The following is a 20420-nucleotide window of genomic DNA, read 5'->3' as shown; positions in this document are numbered from 1 at the left end:
CGCAGGCCGTTTTCCGAAGAAAGGCAGGCCTGCGCCTCGGCCCAAGTCTTCACATACGATGAATTGAAAGTAAAATGAGAACGGGGCCGCTTAACTTAACCAAACAGGCAAGTAACGCCATGATCGACCGCCGCATCAAGTTTCGGCACATCCAGAGCTTTGTCGAGATCGTGCGCCAGCGTAGCCTGAAACGCGCGGCAGAGACGCTGTTTGTCACCCAGCCGGCGATCTCCAAGACCCTGAAGGAGCTCGAGGACATCCTCGGCACCCCGCTGCTGACCCGCAGCCGCGCCGGCATCGCGCTGACCCGGCAGGGCGAGGTCTTCCTGCATTTCGCCGAGCGCAGCCTCGTGACGTTGCAACAGGGCTTCGACGAAATCGAGCAGCTCGGGCGCGGCGGCAGCACGGCGTTTACCGTGGGGGCGCTGCCCAGCGTCGCGGCGCGGCTGATGCCGCAGGTCACGCATGAGTTCTTTGCCCGGGCACCCGAGGTGACGCTGCGCATCATCGACGGCCCACACGCCTACCTGATCGACCTGCTGCGCCGCGGCCAGATTGATCTGGTGATCGGCCGCATGGGGCCGCCCGAGACCATGCAGGGCATCTCCTTCACCCAGCTCTACAACGAGCATCTCGATTTCGTGGTGCGCCCCGGACACCCGCTGCTCGACGCGCCCGACATCCGCCGCATCGGCGACTGGCCGGTGATCTATCCGCCCGAGGGCGCGGCGATCCGGGCGCTGGTCGAGCGACTGCTGATCGCGCAGGGCGTGGGGGTGCCGCCGCGCCGGCTCGAGACCGTGTCGGGTGCCTTCGGGCGCAACTACGTGCCCACGTCCGACGCGATCTGGATCATCTCGGCCGGGGTCGTCGCCAAGGAGGTGCAGGAGGGCCGGCTGGCGCGCCTGCCCTTCGACACCGCCATGTCGATCGGCCCGGTCGGCATGGTGACCCGCCCCGAGACCACGCCGCCCCCCGCCGAGGAGATCTTCCGCCTCGCGGTCACCGCCGCCATCGAGACGCTGGGGATCTGAGCCGGCTCAGGGCCAGGCGGCAAACGAGGTCGCGGGCGCGCTGCGCCGCGTCAGGCGGCGCCGGAAGCGGCTCGGCGGCACGCCCTCCATGCGCTTGAAGAAACGGTTGAAATAGGCCGGGTCGGAGAAGCCCAGCCGGAACCCCACCTGCGCCGCCTGCAGCCCGGAATTGCTCAGAAGCTCGACCGCCTCGCGGTGCAGCGCCTCGTGCAGCCAGACCTGCGGGGCGCGACCCGTGGCGCGCCGCACCGCCGCCGAGAGACGGTCGCGCGAGACGCCCAGCGCAGCGGCGTACTGGCCCACCTCCCAATGCTCGCGCAGGTGCAGCCCGGCCAGCTGGATGAAGCCCTGCACCAGCCCGCCGGTGGCCACGTCCGGGCGCTCGCGCCCCGCCTTTACCCCGCGCCAGAGCTGGATCAGCAGCATCGACAGGATATGCCCGGCCATGATCGCCGCGCCCGGCGCACCGCCCGCCAGCTCGCCGCGCAGATCGCCCAGCAGCCGCGTCACCTGCGCCCGCTCGTCTCCCAGCGGCAGCGAGAGATCGCTGGTCAGCACCCGGCTCAGCTCGTCCCCGAAGGCGCTGGCTGGCAGCACGTTGGAGAGCGCCGCGCGCGAGATCATCAGGATCTCGCCCCGGCTGCCCGGCGACAGGCGCAGATCGGTCCGCGCGCCTCCTGCGAGCCAGACGAAGCGCGGTGCCTCGATGCGCCAGCCGGCCTCGCCCGCGCCGATCCGCGCGCGGCCTGCCTCGAGCACCATCAGGCAGGCGCTTTCGGGCTTGAGACCGAAGGTGGCCTCGGCCAGCGGGCTGCGCAGCTGGTGCGCCGTGAGGCCGAGATGGGCGGGAAGCTGGGACAGGCGTGTTGGCAAACTGTTCACCGATTGGGCAGGAGAAACGGCGTATGTGTGCAATTCTTCCCTGCACGAGTGCATTTTATCAACGCCTTTTTCCTCTACCCTCGCTGCATCCACCAGATCGCCTCGGGGAGAGACAGGCGGCTGGCGGCACAGAACGACGCCGGGAGGGGCGTCAACGGGAGGAAACTGATGTCACTGAATTCGAGACGCGCGCTGCTGCGCGCGCTGCCGCTTGCGCTGGTCTCATCGCTGGCCCTGAGCGCGCCTCTGGCGGCGCAGGACGAGACCGTCACCATCGGCTACGCGGTATCGAAATCCGGCCCCAACGCCACCGGCGCCGGGATCACCACGATCCCCAATTACGAGCTCTGGGTCGGAGAGGTAAACGCCGCCGGAGGGCTCGAAATGCCCGATGGCAGCCGCCGCATGATCGAGGTGATCGAGTATGACGACCGCTCCAGCGCCGAGGATCTGGTGCGCGCCATCGAGCGGCTCGCGACGCAGGATGAGGTCGACCTGATCCTGCCGCCCTGGGGCACCGGCGGCAACCTCGCCATCGCGCCGCTGATGGACCGCTTCGGCTATCCGCAGCTCGCCGTGACCGCGGTCACCGACAAGGCGCCGGACTTCGCCGCGCGCTGGGAGCGCTCGTTCTGGATGCTGGGCGGCGGGCATGATTACGCAACCGCGCTGGTCGAGACCCTGAGCGCCGCCAAGGAGGCCGGCACGATCAACGACAAGGTGGCGATGATCTCGGTCGCCGACGGCTTCGGCATCGACCTGGTGAAAGCCGCACGCCCGGCCTTCGAGGAGGCCGGCTTCGAGCTGGTCTACGACGAGAGCTACCCGCTCGGCACCTCGGATTTCGCCACCATCCTCAACGAGGTCCAGGGCTCGGGCGCCGACAGCTTCGTCGCCTTCTCCTACCCGCCGGGCAGCTTCGGCGTGACCAAGCAGGCGATCACCGCGGGCGTCAATCCCAAGGTCTTCTATATCGGCGTCGGCGGCGCCTTCCCGGTCTACCAGAAGATCTCGGGCGGGGCGCAGGAAGGCGTGATGTCGATCGGCGGCGTCGACGCGGCCAACCCGGCCATCCAGGACTATTTCGCCCGCCACACCGAAACCATCGGCGCCCCGCCCGACAGCTGGGCCAGCGCCGTCACCTATGCCTCGCTCGAGATGCTGGAAGAGGCGGTCAAGCGCGTCGGGCTCGACCACGCCGCGCTCGCCGAGGAGCTTTCGACAGGGTCTTTCGAGACCGTGCTGGGCGAGGTCAAGCTGGAAGACAACCAGCTGCGCCAGCTCTGGTGGGTCGGGCAATGGCAGGGCGACAGCTTCGTCGCCGTGAGCCCCGCCGACCGCGAAGGCGCCGCTGCGCCGGTGATCCCGAAACCCGAATGGTAATCCGCGCGGGCGGGCCTTGCGTCCGCCCCGCCAAGGACGGCACCCGATGATCCTATCGACCCTCTTCCTCGGGCTGGTGCTCGGCGGGACCTACGCGCTGCTGGCGCTCGGCCTGTCGCTGCAATACGGCATCGCCCGGATCATGAACCTCGCCTATGGCGAGTTCATGCTGCTCGCCTGCTTCGCGGTGTTCATGATGTTCACCAGCTGGGGCATCGGCCCGCTCTGGGGCCTTCTGGTGGTGGTGCCGCTGGGCTACGCGCTCGGCTGGGGCATCCATGCGTTGATGATGCGGCCGCTGCTCAAGCGCTCGGGCGGCGGCGGACGGCTCGAGGTCGACACCATCCTCGCCACCTTCGGCCTGCTCTTCGTCGTCCAGGGGCTGATGCTGGTGAGCTTCGGCAGCGATTTCACCTCTTACAGCTATCTCGACCGCGGCATCGCGCTGCTCGGCACCACCGTCGCCGCCAACCGGCTCATCGCCTTCGTGCTGTCGCTGGTGATTGGCTTCGGGCTCTACGCGGTGCTGGTGCGCTCGCGCTGGGGCCGGGCGCTGCGCGCCGTGGCGCTGGCACCAGACTCGGCCTACCTCGTCGGCATCGACGTCAACCGGCTCGGCCGGCAGGGCTTTGCGCTCGGCGGGGCGCTGGCGGCGGCGGGCGGGGCGCTGGTCTCGATGTTCCAGACCTTCTCGGCCACCGATGGTGTGGTCTTCACCATGAAGGCGCTGATCGTCGTCATCATGGGCGGCGTCGGCAACATTCTCGGCGCGCTGATCGCCGGGCTGCTTCTGGGGCTCGCCGAGACCTTCGTGGCCGCCTTCATCGATCCCGGGCTGACGCTCGCGGCAACCTACACACTCTTCCTCGCGGTGCTGCTCTGGCGGCCGACGGGGTTGTTCGGCAGGGCGGGAGGCTGAGAGCATGCTGTATCTGGGGATTGCAGCCGTCTCGGTTGGGGGGCTTTCCGTCCTGCCGTTTCTTCTTGGCGACTATGGCACCGGGCTGCTGGTCGGGCTCGCGGGCTATGTCACGCTGGCGACCGCCTGGGCGATGTTCTCCGGGCCCACGCGCTACATCTCGCTCGCCACCGTCGCCTTCTTCGGGGTCGGCGCCTACACCGTGGCGGTGCTGAACGAGGTGCTGCCCTACCCGCTGGTGCTGCTCTGCGCCGCCGGCATCGGCGCCACTATGGCGCTCTTGGTGGGGCTCTCGACGCTGCGGTTGGCGGGGATCTATTTCGTGATCTTCTCCTTCGGTCTGGCCGAGTTGGTGCGCCAGCTCATCACCTGGTTCGAGGTCAACGTCACCGGCACGCTGGGGCGCTACATCTTCCTCGATCTCGGCGCGCGCGAGATCTACTGGCAGCTTCTGGCGCTCGGCGTCTGCACGATCGGGCTCGCCGCGTGGATCCGGCGCTCGCGGCTCGGCCTCGCGCTGCGGGTGATTGGCGATGACGAGACCGTGGCGGCGCATTCCGGCATCAACCTCGCGCGCTCCAAGCTGGTGCTCTTCGTGGCCTCGGCAACGATCATCACCCTCGTGGGCGCGATCCAGGCGCCGCGCTGGGTCTATGTCGAGCCGTCGATCGTATTCAACCCGACGGTCAGCTTCCTGACCGTGATCATGGCGCTGCTCGGCGGCGCGACCCGGCTCTGGGGGCCGCTTTGCGGCGCGGTGCCGCTGTTCCTGCTCTTCGAGTGGCTCTCGGCGCGCTTCCCCGATCACTTCTCGATCCTGCTCGGGCTGCTGTTCATGGCGGTGGTCTACGCGCTGCCCAACGGCGTGCTCGCCGCCATCGAGGGGCTGCGCAAGCCCAAGCGCAACGGCGCCAGCAAGGAGGCCACCGCATGAGTGAGCTGCTAACAACCGACGCTCTCACCAAGCGCTTCGGCGGGCTGACGGCGGTGGATGGCGTCTCGCTAACCGTGCGCAAGGGCGAGGTTCTGGGGCTGCTCGGGCCGAACGGATCGGGCAAGACCACGCTGATGAACCTGATCTCGGGGGCGCTGAAGCCCTCCGAGGGCAGGCTGCTGATCGCGGGCAGCGACCTCACCGGCGCGCGGCCTGACCGCATCGCCAAGGCTGGCGTCGCCCGTACCTTCCAGCTGGTGCGCATCCTGCCCTCGCTGACGCTGCGGGAGAACGTCATGGTGCCCGCCGCCTTCGGGCCGGACCGACTCTGGGGCGCGCCGCTCGAGGCGCGGGTCACCGAATGCCTCGAGACCGTGGGGCTCGCCGCGCGTGCCGGTCAGGCCGCCTCGGAGCTGGCCTATATCGACCAGAAGCGCCTCGAGCTGGCCCGCGCGCTCGCCGCCGGGCCGCGTCTGCTGCTCCTCGACGAATGGCTCGCCGGGCTCAACCCGACCGAGCTGCATGAGGGCATCGGGCTGATCCGGCGCCTCGAGGAGACCGGCCTGACCATCATCATGGTCGAGCACATCATGGACGCGGTGCGCGCCCTCTGCCCACGCTGCGCGGTGATGAACTCCGGCAAGCTGATCGCCGACGGGCCGACGGACGCGGTGCTTTCCGATCCCCACGTCGTCGCCGCCTACCTGGGAGAAGAGGATGCTTGAGATCGACAGCCTGCGGCTGGCCTATGGCAAGCACACCGCGCTCGACGGCGTGTCGATGCGAGTCTCGCCCGGCGAATGCGTGGTGATCCTCGGTGCCAACGGGGCCGGCAAGTCCTCGCTGCTGAAGGCGGTGGGCGGGGTGCTGCGCCCGGCCTCGGGCCGTATCCTGCACGAGGGCACCGATCTTGCCACCGTCCCGCCCCACGCCATCGTCGAGCGCGGCATCGCGCTGGTGCCCGAGGGGCGCGGCATCTTCGCCCGCATGAGCGTCGCCGACAACCTCGCACTCGGCGGCCACCCGGAGCGCGCCCGCCACGGGGCCGAAGATCGGCGCGCCGAGGTGCTGGCGCTGTTCCCGCGCCTCGCCGAGCGTCAGCGGCAGCTTGTCGGCACCATGTCGGGTGGCGAGCAGCAGATGGTGGCCATCGCCCGCGCGCTGATGTCCGGGCCCGACCTGCTGCTGCTCGACGAGCCCAGCCTCGGCCTCGCGCCGATCGTCACCAAGGAGGTCTTTGCCGCGCTCGCCCGCATCCGCGAGACCGGGCTGACGCTGGTCATCGTCGAGCAGAACGTGCGCGCCAGCCTGGCGCTCGCCAGCCGCGGCTACCTGCTCGAGGCGGGCCGCGTGGTGGGCAGCGGCAGCGCGGATGAGCTGCGCGACGACCCGGCGGTGCAGCGTGCCTTCCTGGGCGGCACCACCGAGCCGCTCGACACAGAACTGACCTGAGAGGAGATCCGAGCAACATGGACAGCCTGCACCTGTTTATCGACGGCGAACACGTTCCCGCCGAGGACGACCGCGCCTTCGAGCGCGCCAACCCGGTGACCGGCGAGACCGCGACCCGTGCCGCCGCCGCCAGCACCTCTGATGCGATGCGCGCGGTGGACGCCGCCGCCGCCGCCTTCCCCGACTGGGCGGCGGTGGCGCCGATGGCGCGGCGCAAGATGCTGCTCAAGGCGGCCGACGCGCTGACCGCGCGCGGCGACGACATCGTCGCTGCGATGAAGGCCGAGATCGGCGCCACCGAGGCCTGGGCCCGGTTCAACGTCATGCTGGCCTCCGACATGCTGCTCGAGGCGGCGAGCCTGACCACCCAGATTAAGGGCGAGATCGTGCCCTCGAACCGCCCCGGCTCCACCGCCTACGCGGTGCGCCAGCCCGCCGGCGTTGTGCTCGCCATGGCGCCGTGGAACGCGCCGGTGATCCTCGGCGTGCGCGCCATCGCGACGCCGCTGGCCTGCGGCAACACCGTGGTGATGAAGACCTCCGAGCTCTGCCCGCGCACCCATGCGCTGATCCTCGAGGCGGTGGCCGAGGCGGGCTTGCCCAAGGGCGTTGTCAACGCGATTTCCAACGCGCCTGAGGATGCGCCCGAGCTGGTCGAGACGCTGATCGCGCACCCGGCGGTGCGCCGGGTGAACTTCACCGGCTCGACGCGGGTGGGGCGGATCGTGGCCGAACTGTCAGCGCGGCACCTCAAGCCCTCGTTGCTAGAGCTCGGCGGCAAGGCGCCGTTCATCGTGCTGGACGATGCCGACATTCCGGCGGCCGTCGCCGCCGCGGGCTTCGGGGCCTACATGAACCAGGGCCAGATCTGCATGTCGACCGAGCGCATCATCGTCATGGACGAGATCGCCGACGCTTTCGTCGCCGCCTTTGCCGAGAAGGTGCAGAGCCTCACCGCCGGCGATCCGCGCGAGGGCAGCGCGCCGCTCGGCAGCCTCGTCAACCTCGCCGCCGCCGACCGCATCCGCGACCTGATCGAGGACGCTGTCTCGAAGGGCGCACAGCTGATCGGCGGCGGCGGCGAGGGCACCATCCTCAACGCCGCGGCGCTCGACGGCGTCACCCCGCAGATGCGGCTCTATTCCGAGGAAAGCTTCGGCCCGGTCTCGTCGATCATCCGCGTCGGCTCGGTCGACGAGGCGGTGCGGGTGGCCAACGAGAGCGAGTTCGGCCTCTCGGCGGCGGTGTTCGGGCGCGATCAGACCCGCGCCATGGCAGTGGCGCGGCGCATCGAGAGCGGCATCTGCCACGTCAACGGACCAACCGTGCATGACGAGGCGCAGATGCCCTTCGGCGGCGTGAAGGACAGCGGCTACGGTCGCTTCGGCGGCAGCTGGGGCATCGCGGAATTCACCGAGCTGCGCTGGATCACCACCCAGGACGGCGACCTGCACTACCCGATCTGAGCCTGCCCGGCTTCTCGGTGCCCAGCGCCGAGGAGCTGCGCGCAGCGCTCAACGAGGCGTCGGTCGCGGGGCCCGGAGCGGTTTCTTCCTCGGTTTTGCCAAAAGGTAAGCACACTTATATCTTTACCCGCCCGGGCTTGGGGTTGCATAGTGGCCGGACCCGTTCCGCAGCCTCCCCGGTGCCCCATGATGACAGACCTCTATGACCTGCCCGGTCACCTGATCCGCCGCATGCACCAGATCTCGGTCTCGGCCTTCGCCGCCGAGACCAAGGCCGCCGGCTTCGATCTGACGCCGATGCAGTTCGCGGCGCTCTGCATGCTCGAGGAAAACCCCGGCATCGAGCAGGCGACGCTGGCCGGGCTCGTCGCCATCGACCGCGCCACCATCGGCGGCGTGGTGGCGCGTCTCGAAGTGCGCGGGCTGCTCGAGCGCAGCGTCAGCCGCACCGACCGCCGCGCCCGGGTCCTGACCCTGACCCAGGCAGGCGCCGCGCTGCTGCGCGAAGTGCGCCCCGTGGTGCGCCGAGCCCAGGACGTGATGCTGAAGCAGCTCGGCCCCGGCGAACGCGACACGCTGGTCGCCCTGCTCTCCAAGGTCACCACCGCCGAGAACGATCTCAGCCGCGCTCCTCTGCGCCCGGTCGAGGGCGCACCCACGAGCGGAAAACCCGCGCAAGACGGCTGATCCGCAGCCCTCGCCGACCCATTCCGCCGCGCTGCCGCAACCCGGCATTTCAAAACGATTTCAGTTGATTGCCTCTTTGCAGCAGAGGCAAGCGATCGGCTGCTTTCTGCGCCGCAGCTAGTTATGGAAAATAATAGTTATTGACCATAACTACTTTTGCTCGCATCCTCGCAAGCAAGAGGAGATTCGACATGCCGCCCAGCAAGCCCAGCACTACCAGCGCCGCGACAGATCCCGTCGATGAGGGCGTGGTGCGCGGTCTGATGGGCTACAATGTCAAACGCGCCTACATCGTGCTGCACTCCGCCGCGCAGCAGGCCGCCGCAGAGTTCGACCTGCGCATCCCCACCTTCAGCTGCCTGTCGGTGATCGTGCGCAACCCGGGCATCACGCCCTCGGCACTGGCCGAGCTGCTGAAGATCGAGCGCTCCAACCTCGTCGTCATGGTCGACGAGCTCGAGACCCGTGAGCTGGTCAGCCGCACCCAGATGAAGACCGACCGCCGCCGCTTCGAGCTGAAGGCAACGGTGCGCGGGCGCCGCCTGCACGACAAGGCCGCCGGGGCCATCGCCGCCGCCGAGGCCGCGTGCCTGACCGCATTGGAAGACGGGGAACAGCAGCAGCTGCTGGCTCTGCTGAACCGCATCGAAGGTTCAATGGCCGACTAGGCCGGACATTCCGCCCGGAGGGATTGGGCGGATCTAAGGGAGGAAGACATGACCATCAGATTGACCGCACTGGCCGTTGCCGGTGCCCTCATGGCGAGCACCACGCTGGCGCAGGCCGACACCATCCGCGCCACCAGCGGCTTTGGCCCGGCGCACGTTCTGGCGACCGTGGTGTACCCGGAAATCGGCACCCGCCTGGAAGAGTTCACCGACGGCGCATGGGATCTGCAGGACACCCCGTCGGGCCTCGTGGCGCCCAACGAGATGAGCTCGGGCCTGCGCGACGGCGTCACCGAGATGGGCACGCTGCTGATGCCGTATTTCCCGGCGGAATTCCCCGACGCGGCGCTGCCCTCGGAGCTGTCGATCCTCGGCTCCAACAACCTGGTGATCTCGTCCGCTGTGACCGAGTACATCGCTACCTGCGACGACTGCCAGGCCGAGTTCACCCAGAACGGCCAGGTCTATCTCGGCACCGACGCGACCCCGCCCTACAACCTCCTGACCACCAAGCCGGTCGCGAGTGTCGAGGACGTCAAGGGCATGCGCATCCGCACCGGCGCGCCGCTCTACGCGGGCTTCGTGCAGGCGATGGGCGGTGAGCCGACCCAGCTGCCCTCCTCGGAGCTCTTCGAAGGGCTGAGCCAGGGCGTCATCGACGGCACCTTCAGCGCCAACCACGAGATCATCGCCAACCGCCTCGGCGACGTGATCGGCTACGTCACCGAGATCGAGGAAGGCGTGTTCAACGGCGCCGCCGCCGGTGGCGTGAGCGGGCTGCTGTGGATGCGGATGTCTGCCGAGGATCGCGAGGCACTGGCCCGCGCCACGCAATACGGCATCGCCAAGGGGCTTGTCGGCTTCCTCGAGGATGCCGAGAAGGCCCGCGAGGTCGAGGGCATCGAGTTCATCGCCCCCGACGACACCCTGCTCGCCGCCAAGGAGGCCTATAACGAGGAGCGCCTCGCTGCCGCCGCAGACATCCTGACCGAGCGCGGCGTCAAGGACGCGCAGGCCAAGATCGATCGCTACAAGGCGCTGATCGAGAAGTGGGAAGGGCTCGTCTCCACCGACATGAGCTACGAAGACCTTGCAGAGCTGCGCTACCAGGAGATCTTCTCCAAGCTCGACCTCAACGCCTACGGCTCCTGACCGGGCCCGCGCGCCCTGCTAGGGCGGGGCGCGCACCTCATCACTCCCCCCACACATATTCCGTCGGAGAGGGTCATGTACCTCATCGAGAAATGGATCGGCCGGATCAGCGCCGTACTGGCTTCGCTCGTTCTGCTGGCAATGATGCTGCAGATCGTCATCGACGTCTTCATGCGCACCTTCCTGGGCTCGGGCTTCCCGGCCACCGCCGATCTCGTCAGCCGCTACTACATGGTCGCGATCAGTTTCCTGCCGCTCGCCATGACCGAGATCCGCCGCCGCCATATCGAGGCGACGATCTTCACCGACAATCTCACCGGACGGCCGCGCCAGGTCGTCGCCTTCCTCGGCTTCGCCATCGGCCTCGCCGCCTTCGTGCCGCTGACCTGGGGCACGGCGCAGAACGCCCTGCGCCAGACCGAACGGGGCGCCTATGTCGAGGTTGGCACCACCGTGTTCCAGACCTGGCCGACCTACTGGATCCTGCCGATCTCGTTCGGGCTGATGTCGTTGGTGCTGGTGCTGCGCCTTATCGAGGTCGCCACCGGACGCTTCGAGCTGCGCGCCCATGACCCGCTCGACGAGCTGCAGGCCACCTCCAAGGAGACAAACTGATGGATCCGATCACCGTCGGCCTTCTGGCCCTCGTCGGCCTGCTGGTTCTCATCGCGCTGCGCGTGCCGATCGGCGTCAGCCTGATCTTCGTGTCGTTCCTCGGCATCTGCGGCATCGCCGGCCTGCGCCCCGCGATGAGCATGCTCTCGAACATCCCCTACACCTCCTCGGCAAGCTGGACGCTGAGCTCGATCCCGATGTTCCTGCTGATGGGCTACATCGCCTACCACTCGGGCCTCACCCGCGGCCTGTTCGAGGCGGCGCGGGTGTGGTGGAGCTGGCTGCCCGGCGGCCTCGCCATCGCCTCGCTGGCCGGCGCCAGCGGCTTTGCGGCGGTCTCGGGCTCGTCGGTCGCCTGCTCCGCCGCCATCGGCCGCATCGCCATCCCCGAGATGAAGCGCAACAACTATGACCTGCGCATTGCCACAGGCTCAGTCGCCGCGGGCGGTACCATCGGGGCGCTGATCCCGCCCTCGATCATCCTGATCCTGTTCGGCATCCAGTCCAACAGCTCGATCAACGCGCTGTTCATGGGCGGCGTATTCGTCGGCCTCGCCTCGCTGTTCTTCTACATCGGCGCGGTGCTCTTCGTCTGGTGGCGCAACCCCGAGCGCCTGCCGATGGTCGAGCCCTACACCATGGGCGATCGCTGGAAGAAAACGCTCGAGATCTGGCCGGTGCTGCTGCTGATCTGCGCCGTGCTCGGTGGGCTGTTCGGCGGACTCTTCACCGCCACCGAAGCCGGGGCTTTCGGCGCCTTCATGGCGCTGGCGCTCGGCATCCTGCGCCGCTCTCTGAGCTGGGCCGATTTCAAGGAAAGCCTCGTCGACACCATCCTCGCTTCCGGGGCCCTGTTCATCATCGCCATCGGCGCCGGACTCTTCACCCGCCTCGTGGCGATGTCGGGCCTGTCTCGCGAGGTGGGGATGCTGGTCGAGGCGATGGGGCTCGGCACCACCGGCCTGCTGCTGGTCATCGTCTTGATCTACATCGCGCTCGGCATGTTCCTCGAGCCGATCGGCGCGCTGCTGCTGACCCTGCCGCTGTTCCTGCCGCTGACCACCGCGCACGGCATCGACACCATCTGGTTCGGCCTGCTGGTCGCCAAGCTGCTCGAGATCGGCATGATCACGCCCCCTGTCGGGCTCAACGTCTTCGTCATCCACTCGGTGGCACGGGATTACGTGAAGCTCGAGCAGATCTTCGCCGGCATCCTGCCGTTTCTCGCCGCCGACATCGCTCTGGTCGCCGCCATGCTGCTGACCCGCGGCCTGTTCTGAGGAGCCTCCCAATGGACATCAACAACACCATCGCGCTGGTCACCGGCGGCGGCAGCGGCCTCGGCGCCGCCACCGCAAGGCGGCTGGCAAAGGCAGGCGCCCGCGTCGCCGTCCTGGACCTGAGCCTCGAGGCTGCCGAGGCCCTCGCGGCCGAGATCGGCGGGCTTGGCCTCGAGGCCGACGTCTCCGACGCCGCCTCGGTCGAGGCCGCCTTCGAGCGCTGCAAAGAGCATTTCGGCAGCGCGCCGCGCATCGTGGTGAGCTGCGCCGGGATCGGCACCGCGTCGCGCATCCTCCCGCGCGACGGGGCGCTGACCGTCGGCCTGTTCGAGCGCACCCTCCGGGTCAACCTGCTGGGCACCTACACCGTGCTCAACATCGCCGCCCGCGAGATGGCGGCGCTCGAGCCGGTCGACGGAGACGGCGCCCGCGGCGTCATCGTCAACACCGCCTCGGTCGCCTACCAAGACGGCCAGATCGGACAGGCCGCCTATGCCGCCTCGAAGGGCGGCGTCGCCTCGATGACCCTGCCGGCGGCGCGCGAGCTGGCGCGCTTCGGCATCCGCGTGATGACCGTTGCGCCGGGCCTCTTCGAGACCGCCATGAGCGCCGGGCTGCCGCCCGAGGCCAAGGCCTCGCTCGAGGCCGGCCTGCCCTTCCCGTCGCGGATGGGCAAACCCGACGAATACGCCATGCTGGTGCAGCAGATCGTCGAAAACCCCCTTCTGAACGGCGAGGTCATCCGCATCGACAGCGCCGTCCGTCTCGCCCCCAAATGACCGCCCAAGTGAGGACTGACACCATGAAAGGCACCTATACCGAAGCCTCCTATAACGGGCAGATCGCCGAGCTCGAGCTGATCCGCGAGGACAAGCGCAACGCCATGTCCGACGGGCTGCTGGCCGAGATCGAGGAGTTCTACAACACCCTGCCGAAGGAGGTCCGCGTAGTCGTGCTGCACGGGCGCGGCGGGCATTACTGCTCGGGGCTCGACCTCGCCGAGCACGTCTCGCGCAGCGCCGAGGAAGGCGTCTACCACTCGCGCAACTGGCACCGCGTACTCGACATGATCCAGTATGGCGGCGTCATCACCGTCAGCGCCATGACCGGCGCGGTGATCGGCGGCGGGCTCGAGATGGCCACCGCGACCCATGTGCGCATCGCCGAGCCGTCGGTGATCTTCCAGCTCCCCGAAGGCCGCCGCGGCATCTTCGTGGGCGGCGGCGCCACCGTTCGCGTGGGCCGCATCCTCGGCCCCGACCGCATGGTCGAGATGATGCTCACGGGGCGCAAGTACAACTCCGAGGAAGGGCTGCAGCTTGGCCTCACCCACTACGCCGTCGGCGAGGGCGAGGCGCTGCCGCTGGCCCGCAAGCTGGCCGCCAAGATCGCCGCCAACGCGCCGATGTCGAACTACTTCATGGTCAACGCCCTGACCCGCATCGGCGACATGTCGCGCTCGGACGGGCTCTTTACCGAGAGCCTCGCCGCGGCGCTGGTGCAGACCACGCCGGACGCCGAGGAGGGCCTGCGCGCCTTCCTCGAAAAGCGCAACCCGGTCTTCCGCTGAGAACGCGGGGAGGAGGAGCCATGAACACCCACGTCATCGAACGCGCCCCCAGGGACCCGACCGCACGGGCCGAGTGGGCCCGCCGCCACACCCTGACCCGCTATGTGCCGCACAAGGTCATCCGCGAGGATCGCGCCGACGGCACCATCCTGCTGCGCTCGGGCTACGACCTGCCCGAGCCGGTCGCCAATACCGGTGCCTGGCTGCATGAATGGGCCGAGAAGGCCCCCTATCGCGTTGCCGTTTCCGAGCGCCCCGTCGAGGGCCCCGGCTGGCGCAACGTGACCTATCTCGAGCTTTTGCAGCAGGTCCGGGCCATCGCCTCGGCGCTGCTGGCGCGCGGGCTGGGCGAGGGGGACACCATCGCGATGATGTCGGGCAACGGGCTCGACCATCTGCTGCTGTCGCTGGCGGCGCAGTATGTCGGCGTGCCGGTGGTGCCGCTGGCCGAGCAATACTCGCTGATCACCGAGGCCCATGGCCGGCTGATCTTCGTGCTCGACAAGGTGAAGCCCAAGATGGCCTTCGTCGATGACGCCACCCGCTATGCCGCGGCGCTGGCGCTGCCGCAGCTTGCCGATGTCGAGATCGTCGCCGCGCGCAGCGAGGCCGGACGTCCGGTGACCCTGATCTCCGAGCTGGTGCATACCGAGGAGAGCCCCGAGCTCGACGCGGCCCATGCCAAGGTCGGCCCCGACACGCTGGCCAAGATCCTCTTCACCTCCGGCTCGAGCTCGGATCCCAAGGGCGTGCTGACCACGCACCGGATGATGTGCGTGAACCAGGTGCAGATGGAGGTGGCGCTGCCCTTCCTCAAGGACCACGCCCCGCGCATCACCGACTGGCTGCCCTGGAACCACGTGTTCGGCGGCTCGCACAACGTCAATATGATGCTGAGCCATGGCGGCACGCTGACCATCGACAGCGGCAAGCCCACCGGGCGCGGCTTCGCCACCACGCTGAAGAACCGCACCGACCGCCCCGGCACGCTGGCCTTCAACGTGCCGGTGGGTTGGAACATGCTGGTCGAGGCGATCAAGGACGATCCCGACCTGCAGCGCCATCTCTGCAAGGATCTGCAGCTGCTGTTCTACGCCGGCGCCTCGCTGCCGCAGGATGTCTGGGAGGCGCTCGAGCAGTTCTGCCTGCAGGCCACTGGCGGCCTGCCGATGATGATCTCGAGCTGGGGCCTCACCGAGACCGCCCCGGCCTGCGTCATGGTGCACGAACCGATCGGCCGCTCCGGCGTCATCGGCGTGCCGCTGCCGGCGGTCGAGCTCAAGCTGATCCCCGACGAGGACATGCGCTGCGAGATCCGCGTCAAGGGCCCCAACATCATGCCGGGCTATTACGGCGATCCCGAGAAGACCGCGCAGGCGTTCGACGAGGAAGGCTTCTTCATCACCGGCGACGCGGTTCGCTTCGTCGATCCCAATGACGCCAACCGCGGCCTGATCTTCGACGGTCGCGTGTCGGAGGACTTCAAGCTCGACACCGGCACCTGGGTGCAGGCGGGCAACCTTCGGATGACCGCACTTAAGGAACTGGCGGGGCTGGCGCAGGACGTGGTGATCTGCGGCCATGACCGCGGCGAGGTCGGGCTCTTCATCTTCCCCGCCCCCGGCGCGGCAGAGCCCGGCGACGTCACGGAGGGCGCCGTCACCGACCCGCACCTGATGACCCAGATCGAGGTCAAGCTGCGCGAGATGAACGCCCATGTCACCGGCTCGGCCAAGCGCATCACCCGCGCCGTCGTTCTTGCGGAGCCGCCCTCGCTGGAGCACCACGAGATCACCGACAAGGGCTCGCTCAACATCAAGAAGATCCTGACCCGCCGGGCCGACCTGCTCGAGCGGCTCTACGACAACGAAGACCCGGCGCTGATCCGCGTCTGAGGAGGAACGACCATGATCGATTTCGAAAACGTCCGCGCGATCGACTTTCACACCCATGCCGAGGAGGCCTGCGGCTGCCATACCGATGACGGCTACGACGAGCTGCAATCGACGATGGCGAAGTATTTCGGCGCGCCCTGGTCGCACCCGCCGACCATCGACGAGACCGCAGCGCATTACCGCGAGAAGAACATCGCCGCGGTGATCTTCCCGGTCGATAGCGAGCGCGAGACCGGCTACCGGCGCTACAACAATTACGAGGTCGCCGAGGCCTGCGCCAAGAACGCCGATATCCTGATCCCGTTTGCCTCGATCGACCCCGCCAAGGGCAAGCTCGGCGCCCGCGAGGCCCGCGACCTGGTCGAGAACCACGGCATCAAGGGGTTCAAGTTCCACCCCACCATGCAGGGCTTCTACCCCAATGACCGCATGGCCTACCCGCTCTACGAGGCCATCGCCGAGGCCGGCGTGCCGGCGCTGTTCCACACCGGACAGACCGGCGTCGGCTCGGGGATGCGCGGCGGCAACGGCATGCGTCTGAAATACTCGAACCCGATGTACATGGACGATCTCGCGGTCGATTTCCCCGACATGCCGATCATCCTCGCGCACCCTTCCTTCCCGTGGCAGGAAGAGGCGCTCTCGGTCGCGCAGCACAAGCCCAACGTCTATATCGACCTCTCGGGCTGGTCGCCGAAATACTTCCCCAAGATCCTCGTGCAATACGCCAACACGATCCTGAAGAAGAAGATGCTCTTCGGCTCCGACTGGCCGATGATCGCGCCCGAGAAGTGGCTCGATGCCTTCGACAAGGCCGAGTTCCGCGACGAGGTGCGCCCGCTGATCCTCAAGGACAACGCCATGCGGCTTTTGGGGGTGTCGTGACATGACCGCCTTCCACGCCCCCACCGACGACATCCTGTTCTCGCTGCGCCACGTCGCCCGCGCCGACCGTCTTCCCGATTGGGACGACGAGCTGGCCGCCGAGATCACCAGCCATTTCGCCGCCTTCGCCGAGGGCCGCATCGCGCCGCTCGACGCGCCGGGCGATGAACAGGGCTGCCGGCTCGAGAACGGCCGGGTGCGGATGCCCGACGGCTTTGCCGAGGTCTATGCCGAGCTCTCCGAGGGCGGCTGGCAGGGCATCGCGGCGCCGGAGGAATACGGCGGCATGGGGCTGGGCGGGCCGGTGCTGGCGGCGGTGAGCGAGATCTTCACCGGCGCCAACCATTCGTTGCAGATGGTCACCTCGCTGGCACATGGCGCGATCTCGCTGCTGATGCGCTTCGGCTCGGAGGCGCAGAAAGAGGCGTATATCCCGAAGCTCGCCTCGGGCGAGTGGCTCTCGACCATGTGCCTCACGGAGCCTGGCGCCGGCTCCGACCTGTCGGCAATCCGCACCAGGGCGACGCGCGACGGCGAGGGCTGGCGGATCGAGGGCGAGAAGATCTTCATCTCCGGCGGCGATCAGGACATGACCGACAACATCCTGCATCTCGTGCTCGCCCGCACCGGCGCGCCTGAAGACGGGATCCGGGGCCTCAGCCTGTTTTCCTGCCCGGCGATCGGCGATGATGGTGTGCGCAACGCCGTCACCGTGACGCGGATCGAGGAAAAGCTCGGCCTGCACGCCTCGCCCACCTGCCAGCTCGCCTTCGACGGCGCGCAGGGGGAGCTGGTGGGGGCCGAGGGCGCAGGGCTCAAGGCGATGTTCGCGATGATGAACCACGCGCGGCTCGATGTCGGCCTGCAGGGCGTCGCCCACGCCGCCCGCGCGGCCGATCTCGCCAAGCACTACGCCGCCGAGCGCAAGCAGGGCCGCGGCAGCGACGGGCAGGTGGCGAGCATCGACCAGCACCCGGACGTGGCGCGCATGATCGACACCTGCGACGCGCTGGCGCTTGGCGGCCGGGCGCTCTGCCACCTCACGCTGGTGGCGCAGGAGCTCGGCACGGAGCGCGATTTCGTCGAGTTCATGACCCCGGTCTGCAAGTATTTCTGCACCGAGGCCGGCAGCCGTGCCGCCGATCTGGCGATCCAGGTGATGGGCGGCTACGGCTACCTGCGCGAGTATGGCGCCGAGCAGAACTGGCGCGACAACCGCATCTGCGCGATCTACGAGGGCACCAATGGCATCCACGCCCGCACCACGGCAACGCGCTCGCTGACGCTGAATGACGGCGCCGGGGCCAAGGCCTTCGCCGCCTTCCTGCGCGACAGCGATCCGTCGCTGGAAGAGGCCACGGCGCAATGGGAGCGCGAGGCCCAGCGCATCGCCGCGAGCTCCGACCGCGACGCCGAGGCCCACGGCTTCATGGAACGCACCTGTGCCCTGGCCTACCGCGCCGCCTGGGCCCGGATCGCGGCCCTGAGCGAGCACGCGCCCGAGCCCGCGCGCCTCGAACGTCTCGCCCGGAGCGTCACGGCCCACCACTGAGGCCCTTCCCCGAAAACGCCTGCACCGCGCCGTGAAAGACGGCGGCGCGGTGCGGCGCCATTGCCGGCCGGCACGAGCTCTCACCCCTTCGAGGGCGCCAATCCAGGAGCAGCGTGCCTCGGGGCGAAACAATTCCGAACGCGAGCCGCAACGCCCCTCTCCCGCCGATGCCCCGTCGCGTTTGCCGGGATCGGAAAGAACCGGACGGCAGCGCGACGCCCGACCGACGCCATGCTGCTGTCAAACGGGTGCTTTTTCATGCCTCCGGGCGCTCTCTGCCCCATCGTCGGAACCTGCGGCTTGCTCCCCCACGAAGCGCACGCACGCGCCCCTTGAGACAGCGCCGCGCCGCGCAGGGCGGCTCAAATCGGCCCACCATCTCCGCCCCCATCACATAACCGTTACAACTCGCGGGTAGGCCCCGCTCTGATGCCGTTGGCAGCTTCGGCATGTGCTGCCGTGGATTTCGCCCGGCGCCTCGGACACCAGACAGGGACCCACCGATGAAACGTACACTGATCTCCGCACTGGCCATGACGGCCGCCGTCGCGGCCAACGCCCAGGGCCTGCCCGAACTTCAGACCGGTAGCGATTGGTTCCAGGCCGGCGAAACCACCATCCAGGAGCTCATCGCGCGCGAGCAGAACACCGGCCGCGCCAAGAACGTGATCCTGATGATCGCAGACGGCAACGGTGTCGGCACCAACTATGCGACCCGCCTCTATGTCGGCCAGCAGATGGGCAAGCTCGGTGAAGAGCACGTGCTGCCCTACGAGACCACCGACTACCACTCGGCGCTGGTCAAGACCTACAACATCAACGCCCAGACCCCGGATTCCGCCCCCACCGCCGGCGCGATGAACACCGGCGTCAAGCAGCGCTTCAACCTGATCAACCTCGGCGGCGATGCCATCCACGACGATTGCTCGACCGTCGCCGGCAACGAGCTGACCACCTTCGCCGAGATGGTCGCCGCCGACGGCAAGTCGGTCGGCATCGTTTCGACCGCCCGCCTGACCCACGCCACCCCGGCCGCCGTCTACTCCAAGACCGCCAACCGCAACTGGGAAGACGAGGTCCCCGAGGGCTGCACGGCCCAGAAGGACATCGCCGCGCAGATGATCGACGCGATGAAGTCGGGCCTGATCGACCTCGCCGTCGGCGGCGGCGCGCGCTACTTCGTGCCGAAGGACAGCCCCACCGCGAACGGCGGCGCCGGCCACCGCCCCGACGGGCTCGACCTGGTGGCCGAAGCCAAGGATGCCGGCATCCAGTTTGCCTCCAACAAGGCCGAGTTCGACGCGCTTTCGATGGACGCCCCGGTTCTCGGCCTGTGGACCGACAGCCACACCTCCTACGAGGCCGATCGCCCGGACAGCGAGCCGTCGCTCACCGACATGACCCGCACCGCCATCGAGTTCCTCAGCCAGAACGAAGACGGCTTCTATCTCGAGATCGAAGCCGGCCGCGTCGACCACGCCAACCACGCCGGCAATTTCGCCCGGACCGCCGCCGACGGCATGATCTGGACCGAAGCCGTCGCGCTGGCCGACGAGATGACCAATGACGAGGACACCCTGATCATCGTCACCGCCGACCACGAGCACGCCATCGCCTTCAACGGCTATTGCGGGCGCGGCACCCCGATCCAGGGCCTGTGCTTCGGCATCTCCAAGACAGGCGACAAGCACAGCAACGAGCTCAACCTCGCCGATGACGGCAAGCCCTACTCCGTTATTTCCTATGCCAACGGCTCGGGCACCATCCTGCGCGAGGACATGGACTATTCGGGCCAGCGCCCGGACGTGACGCAGGAAGAGGCAATGGATGTGGACTACCTCCAGCAGGCGCTGATCCCGATGTCGTCGGAAACCCACTCGGGTGAGGATGTCGCCGTCTATGCCAAGGGCCCCTGGGCGCATCTGTTCGACGGCACCATCGAGCAGAACGTCGTGTTCCACGTCATGAACCACGCCGTCAACGCCGAGTGATCGCGCCAGACAGGCACGAAATGGCAGGGGGCCCGTCCTGGGCCCCTTGTTCCGT

General features: G+C 68.3%; 19 protein-coding genes. 18 read left to right on the top strand and 1 reads right to left on the bottom strand.

Annotated features, from left to right (window positions below; translation table 11 throughout):
- Positions 1–119: 119 nt before the first annotated feature.
- Entirely contained in the window at positions 120–1034 is a 915-nt protein-coding gene (pcaQ, locus tag KUV62_RS21820) for a pca operon transcription factor PcaQ (protein ID WP_222605874.1), read from the top strand.
- A gap of 6 nt (positions 1035–1040) precedes the next feature.
- On the opposite strand, the gene KUV62_RS21815 is transcribed toward pcaQ, so the two are convergent.
- Complete coding sequence (locus KUV62_RS21815) at positions 1041–1907, bottom strand: AraC family transcriptional regulator (RefSeq protein WP_222605873.1); 867 nt, start codon at positions 1905–1907, stop codon at positions 1041–1043.
- Positions 1908–2084: 177 nt separating this feature from the next.
- On the opposite strand from KUV62_RS21815, the gene KUV62_RS21810 reads away from it, so the two are divergent.
- From KUV62_RS21810 to KUV62_RS21730, 17 genes are all read left to right on the top strand, one after another.
- The gene (locus tag KUV62_RS21810) at positions 2085–3299 is read left to right on the top strand and encodes an amino acid ABC transporter substrate-binding protein (RefSeq protein ID WP_222605872.1); all 1215 of its coding nucleotides are present in this window, start codon (positions 2085–2087) and stop codon (positions 3297–3299) included.
- A gap of 46 nt (positions 3300–3345) precedes the next feature.
- On the top strand, positions 3346–4218 hold the full coding sequence (locus tag KUV62_RS21805) for a branched-chain amino acid ABC transporter permease (protein WP_222605871.1): 873 nt from the start codon (positions 3346–3348) through the stop codon (positions 4216–4218).
- Between the two features lie 4 nt (positions 4219–4222).
- Positions 4223–5152: a branched-chain amino acid ABC transporter permease gene (locus KUV62_RS21800; protein ID WP_222605870.1), complete on the top strand. Its 930-nt coding sequence runs from the start codon at positions 4223–4225 to the stop codon at positions 5150–5152.
- On the top strand, positions 5149–5877 hold the full coding sequence (locus tag KUV62_RS21795) for an ABC transporter ATP-binding protein (RefSeq protein ID WP_222605869.1): 729 nt from the start codon (positions 5149–5151) through the stop codon (positions 5875–5877). The genes KUV62_RS21800 and KUV62_RS21795 overlap by 4 nt, the downstream gene beginning before the upstream one ends.
- Positions 5870–6604, top strand: a complete 735-nt coding sequence (locus tag KUV62_RS21790; RefSeq protein ID WP_222605868.1) for an ABC transporter ATP-binding protein — start codon at positions 5870–5872, stop codon at positions 6602–6604. Before KUV62_RS21795 ends, KUV62_RS21790 begins: the two co-directional genes overlap by 8 nt.
- Before the next feature lie 17 nt (positions 6605–6621).
- Positions 6622–8070, top strand: a complete 1449-nt coding sequence (locus KUV62_RS21785; RefSeq protein ID WP_222605867.1) for an aldehyde dehydrogenase — start codon at positions 6622–6624, stop codon at positions 8068–8070.
- A gap of 189 nt (positions 8071–8259) precedes the next feature.
- A complete protein-coding gene (locus KUV62_RS21780) occupies positions 8260–8757 on the top strand; it encodes a MarR family winged helix-turn-helix transcriptional regulator (RefSeq protein WP_261395829.1) in 498 nt (165 codons plus the stop codon).
- Positions 8758–8948: 191 nt separating this feature from the next.
- Positions 8949–9425 carry a MarR family winged helix-turn-helix transcriptional regulator gene (locus KUV62_RS21775; RefSeq protein WP_222605865.1) on the top strand — a complete coding sequence of 159 codons (477 nt, stop codon included), beginning with the start codon at positions 8949–8951 and terminating at the stop codon, positions 9423–9425.
- A gap of 48 nt (positions 9426–9473) precedes the next feature.
- Positions 9474–10577, top strand: a complete 1104-nt coding sequence (locus KUV62_RS21770) for a C4-dicarboxylate TRAP transporter substrate-binding protein (protein WP_222605864.1) — start codon at positions 9474–9476, stop codon at positions 10575–10577.
- A gap of 75 nt (positions 10578–10652) precedes the next feature.
- Positions 10653–11192 (top strand): TRAP transporter small permease, encoded by a 540-nt coding sequence (locus KUV62_RS21765; RefSeq protein ID WP_222605863.1) that lies wholly within the window; start codon positions 10653–10655, stop codon positions 11190–11192.
- Positions 11192–12472, top strand: coding sequence for a TRAP transporter large permease (locus tag KUV62_RS21760; protein WP_222605862.1), 1281 nt, complete (start codon positions 11192–11194; stop codon positions 12470–12472). Before KUV62_RS21765 ends, KUV62_RS21760 begins: the two co-directional genes overlap by 1 nt.
- Before the next feature lie 11 nt (positions 12473–12483).
- Positions 12484–13251: an SDR family NAD(P)-dependent oxidoreductase gene (locus tag KUV62_RS21755; RefSeq protein ID WP_222605861.1), complete on the top strand. Its 768-nt coding sequence runs from the start codon at positions 12484–12486 to the stop codon at positions 13249–13251.
- Positions 13252–13274: 23 nt separating this feature from the next.
- Positions 13275–14042 (top strand): crotonase/enoyl-CoA hydratase family protein, encoded by a 768-nt coding sequence (locus tag KUV62_RS21750; RefSeq protein WP_222605860.1) that lies wholly within the window; start codon positions 13275–13277, stop codon positions 14040–14042.
- 20 nt (positions 14043–14062) lie between these two features.
- Positions 14063–15937, top strand: a complete 1875-nt coding sequence (locus KUV62_RS21745) for a feruloyl-CoA synthase (RefSeq protein ID WP_222605859.1) — start codon at positions 14063–14065, stop codon at positions 15935–15937.
- A gap of 12 nt (positions 15938–15949) precedes the next feature.
- A complete protein-coding gene (locus KUV62_RS21740; RefSeq protein WP_222605858.1) occupies positions 15950–16822 on the top strand; it encodes an amidohydrolase family protein in 873 nt (290 codons plus the stop codon).
- A gap of 1 nt (position 16823) precedes the next feature.
- Entirely contained in the window at positions 16824–18374 is a 1551-nt protein-coding gene (locus KUV62_RS21735) for an acyl-CoA dehydrogenase family protein (protein WP_222605857.1), read from the top strand.
- A gap of 503 nt (positions 18375–18877) precedes the next feature.
- Positions 18878–20365, top strand: a complete 1488-nt coding sequence (locus KUV62_RS21730) for an alkaline phosphatase (protein ID WP_222605856.1) — start codon at positions 18878–18880, stop codon at positions 20363–20365.
- Positions 20366–20420 lie beyond the last annotated feature (55 nt).

Origin of the sequence: Salipiger bermudensis (assembly GCF_019801965.1) — a bacterium.
Lineage (GTDB): Bacteria > Pseudomonadota > Alphaproteobacteria > Rhodobacterales > Rhodobacteraceae > Salipiger > Salipiger bermudensis_A.
The sequence above is the reverse complement of the archived record's forward strand: the minus strand, read 5'-3'. Positions and strand labels throughout refer to the sequence as shown.

Coding starts and splice junctions, on each gene's coding strand:
- KUV62_RS21780 (WP_261395829.1), top strand. CDS start 8,260: ATGACAGACCTCTATGACCTGCCCGGTCACCTGATCCGCCGCATGCAC.
- KUV62_RS21765 (WP_222605863.1), top strand. CDS start 10,653: ATGTACCTCATCGAGAAATGGATCGGCCGGATCAGCGCCGTACTGGCT.
- KUV62_RS21730 (WP_222605856.1), top strand. CDS start 18,878: ATGAAACGTACACTGATCTCCGCACTGGCCATGACGGCCGCCGTCGCG.
- KUV62_RS21805 (WP_222605871.1), top strand. CDS start 3,346: ATGATCCTATCGACCCTCTTCCTCGGGCTGGTGCTCGGCGGGACCTAC.
- KUV62_RS21770 (WP_222605864.1), top strand. CDS start 9,474: ATGACCATCAGATTGACCGCACTGGCCGTTGCCGGTGCCCTCATGGCG.
- KUV62_RS21775 (WP_222605865.1), top strand. CDS start 8,949: ATGCCGCCCAGCAAGCCCAGCACTACCAGCGCCGCGACAGATCCCGTC.
- KUV62_RS21745 (WP_222605859.1), top strand. CDS start 14,063: ATGAACACCCACGTCATCGAACGCGCCCCCAGGGACCCGACCGCACGG.
- KUV62_RS21800 (WP_222605870.1), top strand. CDS start 4,223: ATGCTGTATCTGGGGATTGCAGCCGTCTCGGTTGGGGGGCTTTCCGTC.
- KUV62_RS21755 (WP_222605861.1), top strand. CDS start 12,484: ATGGACATCAACAACACCATCGCGCTGGTCACCGGCGGCGGCAGCGGC.
- KUV62_RS21810 (WP_222605872.1), top strand. CDS start 2,085: ATGTCACTGAATTCGAGACGCGCGCTGCTGCGCGCGCTGCCGCTTGCG.
- KUV62_RS21790 (WP_222605868.1), top strand. CDS start 5,870: ATGCTTGAGATCGACAGCCTGCGGCTGGCCTATGGCAAGCACACCGCG.
- KUV62_RS21785 (WP_222605867.1), top strand. CDS start 6,622: ATGGACAGCCTGCACCTGTTTATCGACGGCGAACACGTTCCCGCCGAG.
- KUV62_RS21795 (WP_222605869.1), top strand. CDS start 5,149: ATGAGTGAGCTGCTAACAACCGACGCTCTCACCAAGCGCTTCGGCGGG.
- KUV62_RS21750 (WP_222605860.1), top strand. CDS start 13,275: ATGAAAGGCACCTATACCGAAGCCTCCTATAACGGGCAGATCGCCGAG.
- KUV62_RS21735 (WP_222605857.1), top strand. CDS start 16,824: ATGACCGCCTTCCACGCCCCCACCGACGACATCCTGTTCTCGCTGCGC.
- pcaQ (WP_222605874.1), top strand. CDS start 120: ATGATCGACCGCCGCATCAAGTTTCGGCACATCCAGAGCTTTGTCGAG.
- KUV62_RS21760 (WP_222605862.1), top strand. CDS start 11,192: ATGGATCCGATCACCGTCGGCCTTCTGGCCCTCGTCGGCCTGCTGGTT.
- KUV62_RS21740 (WP_222605858.1), top strand. CDS start 15,950: ATGATCGATTTCGAAAACGTCCGCGCGATCGACTTTCACACCCATGCC.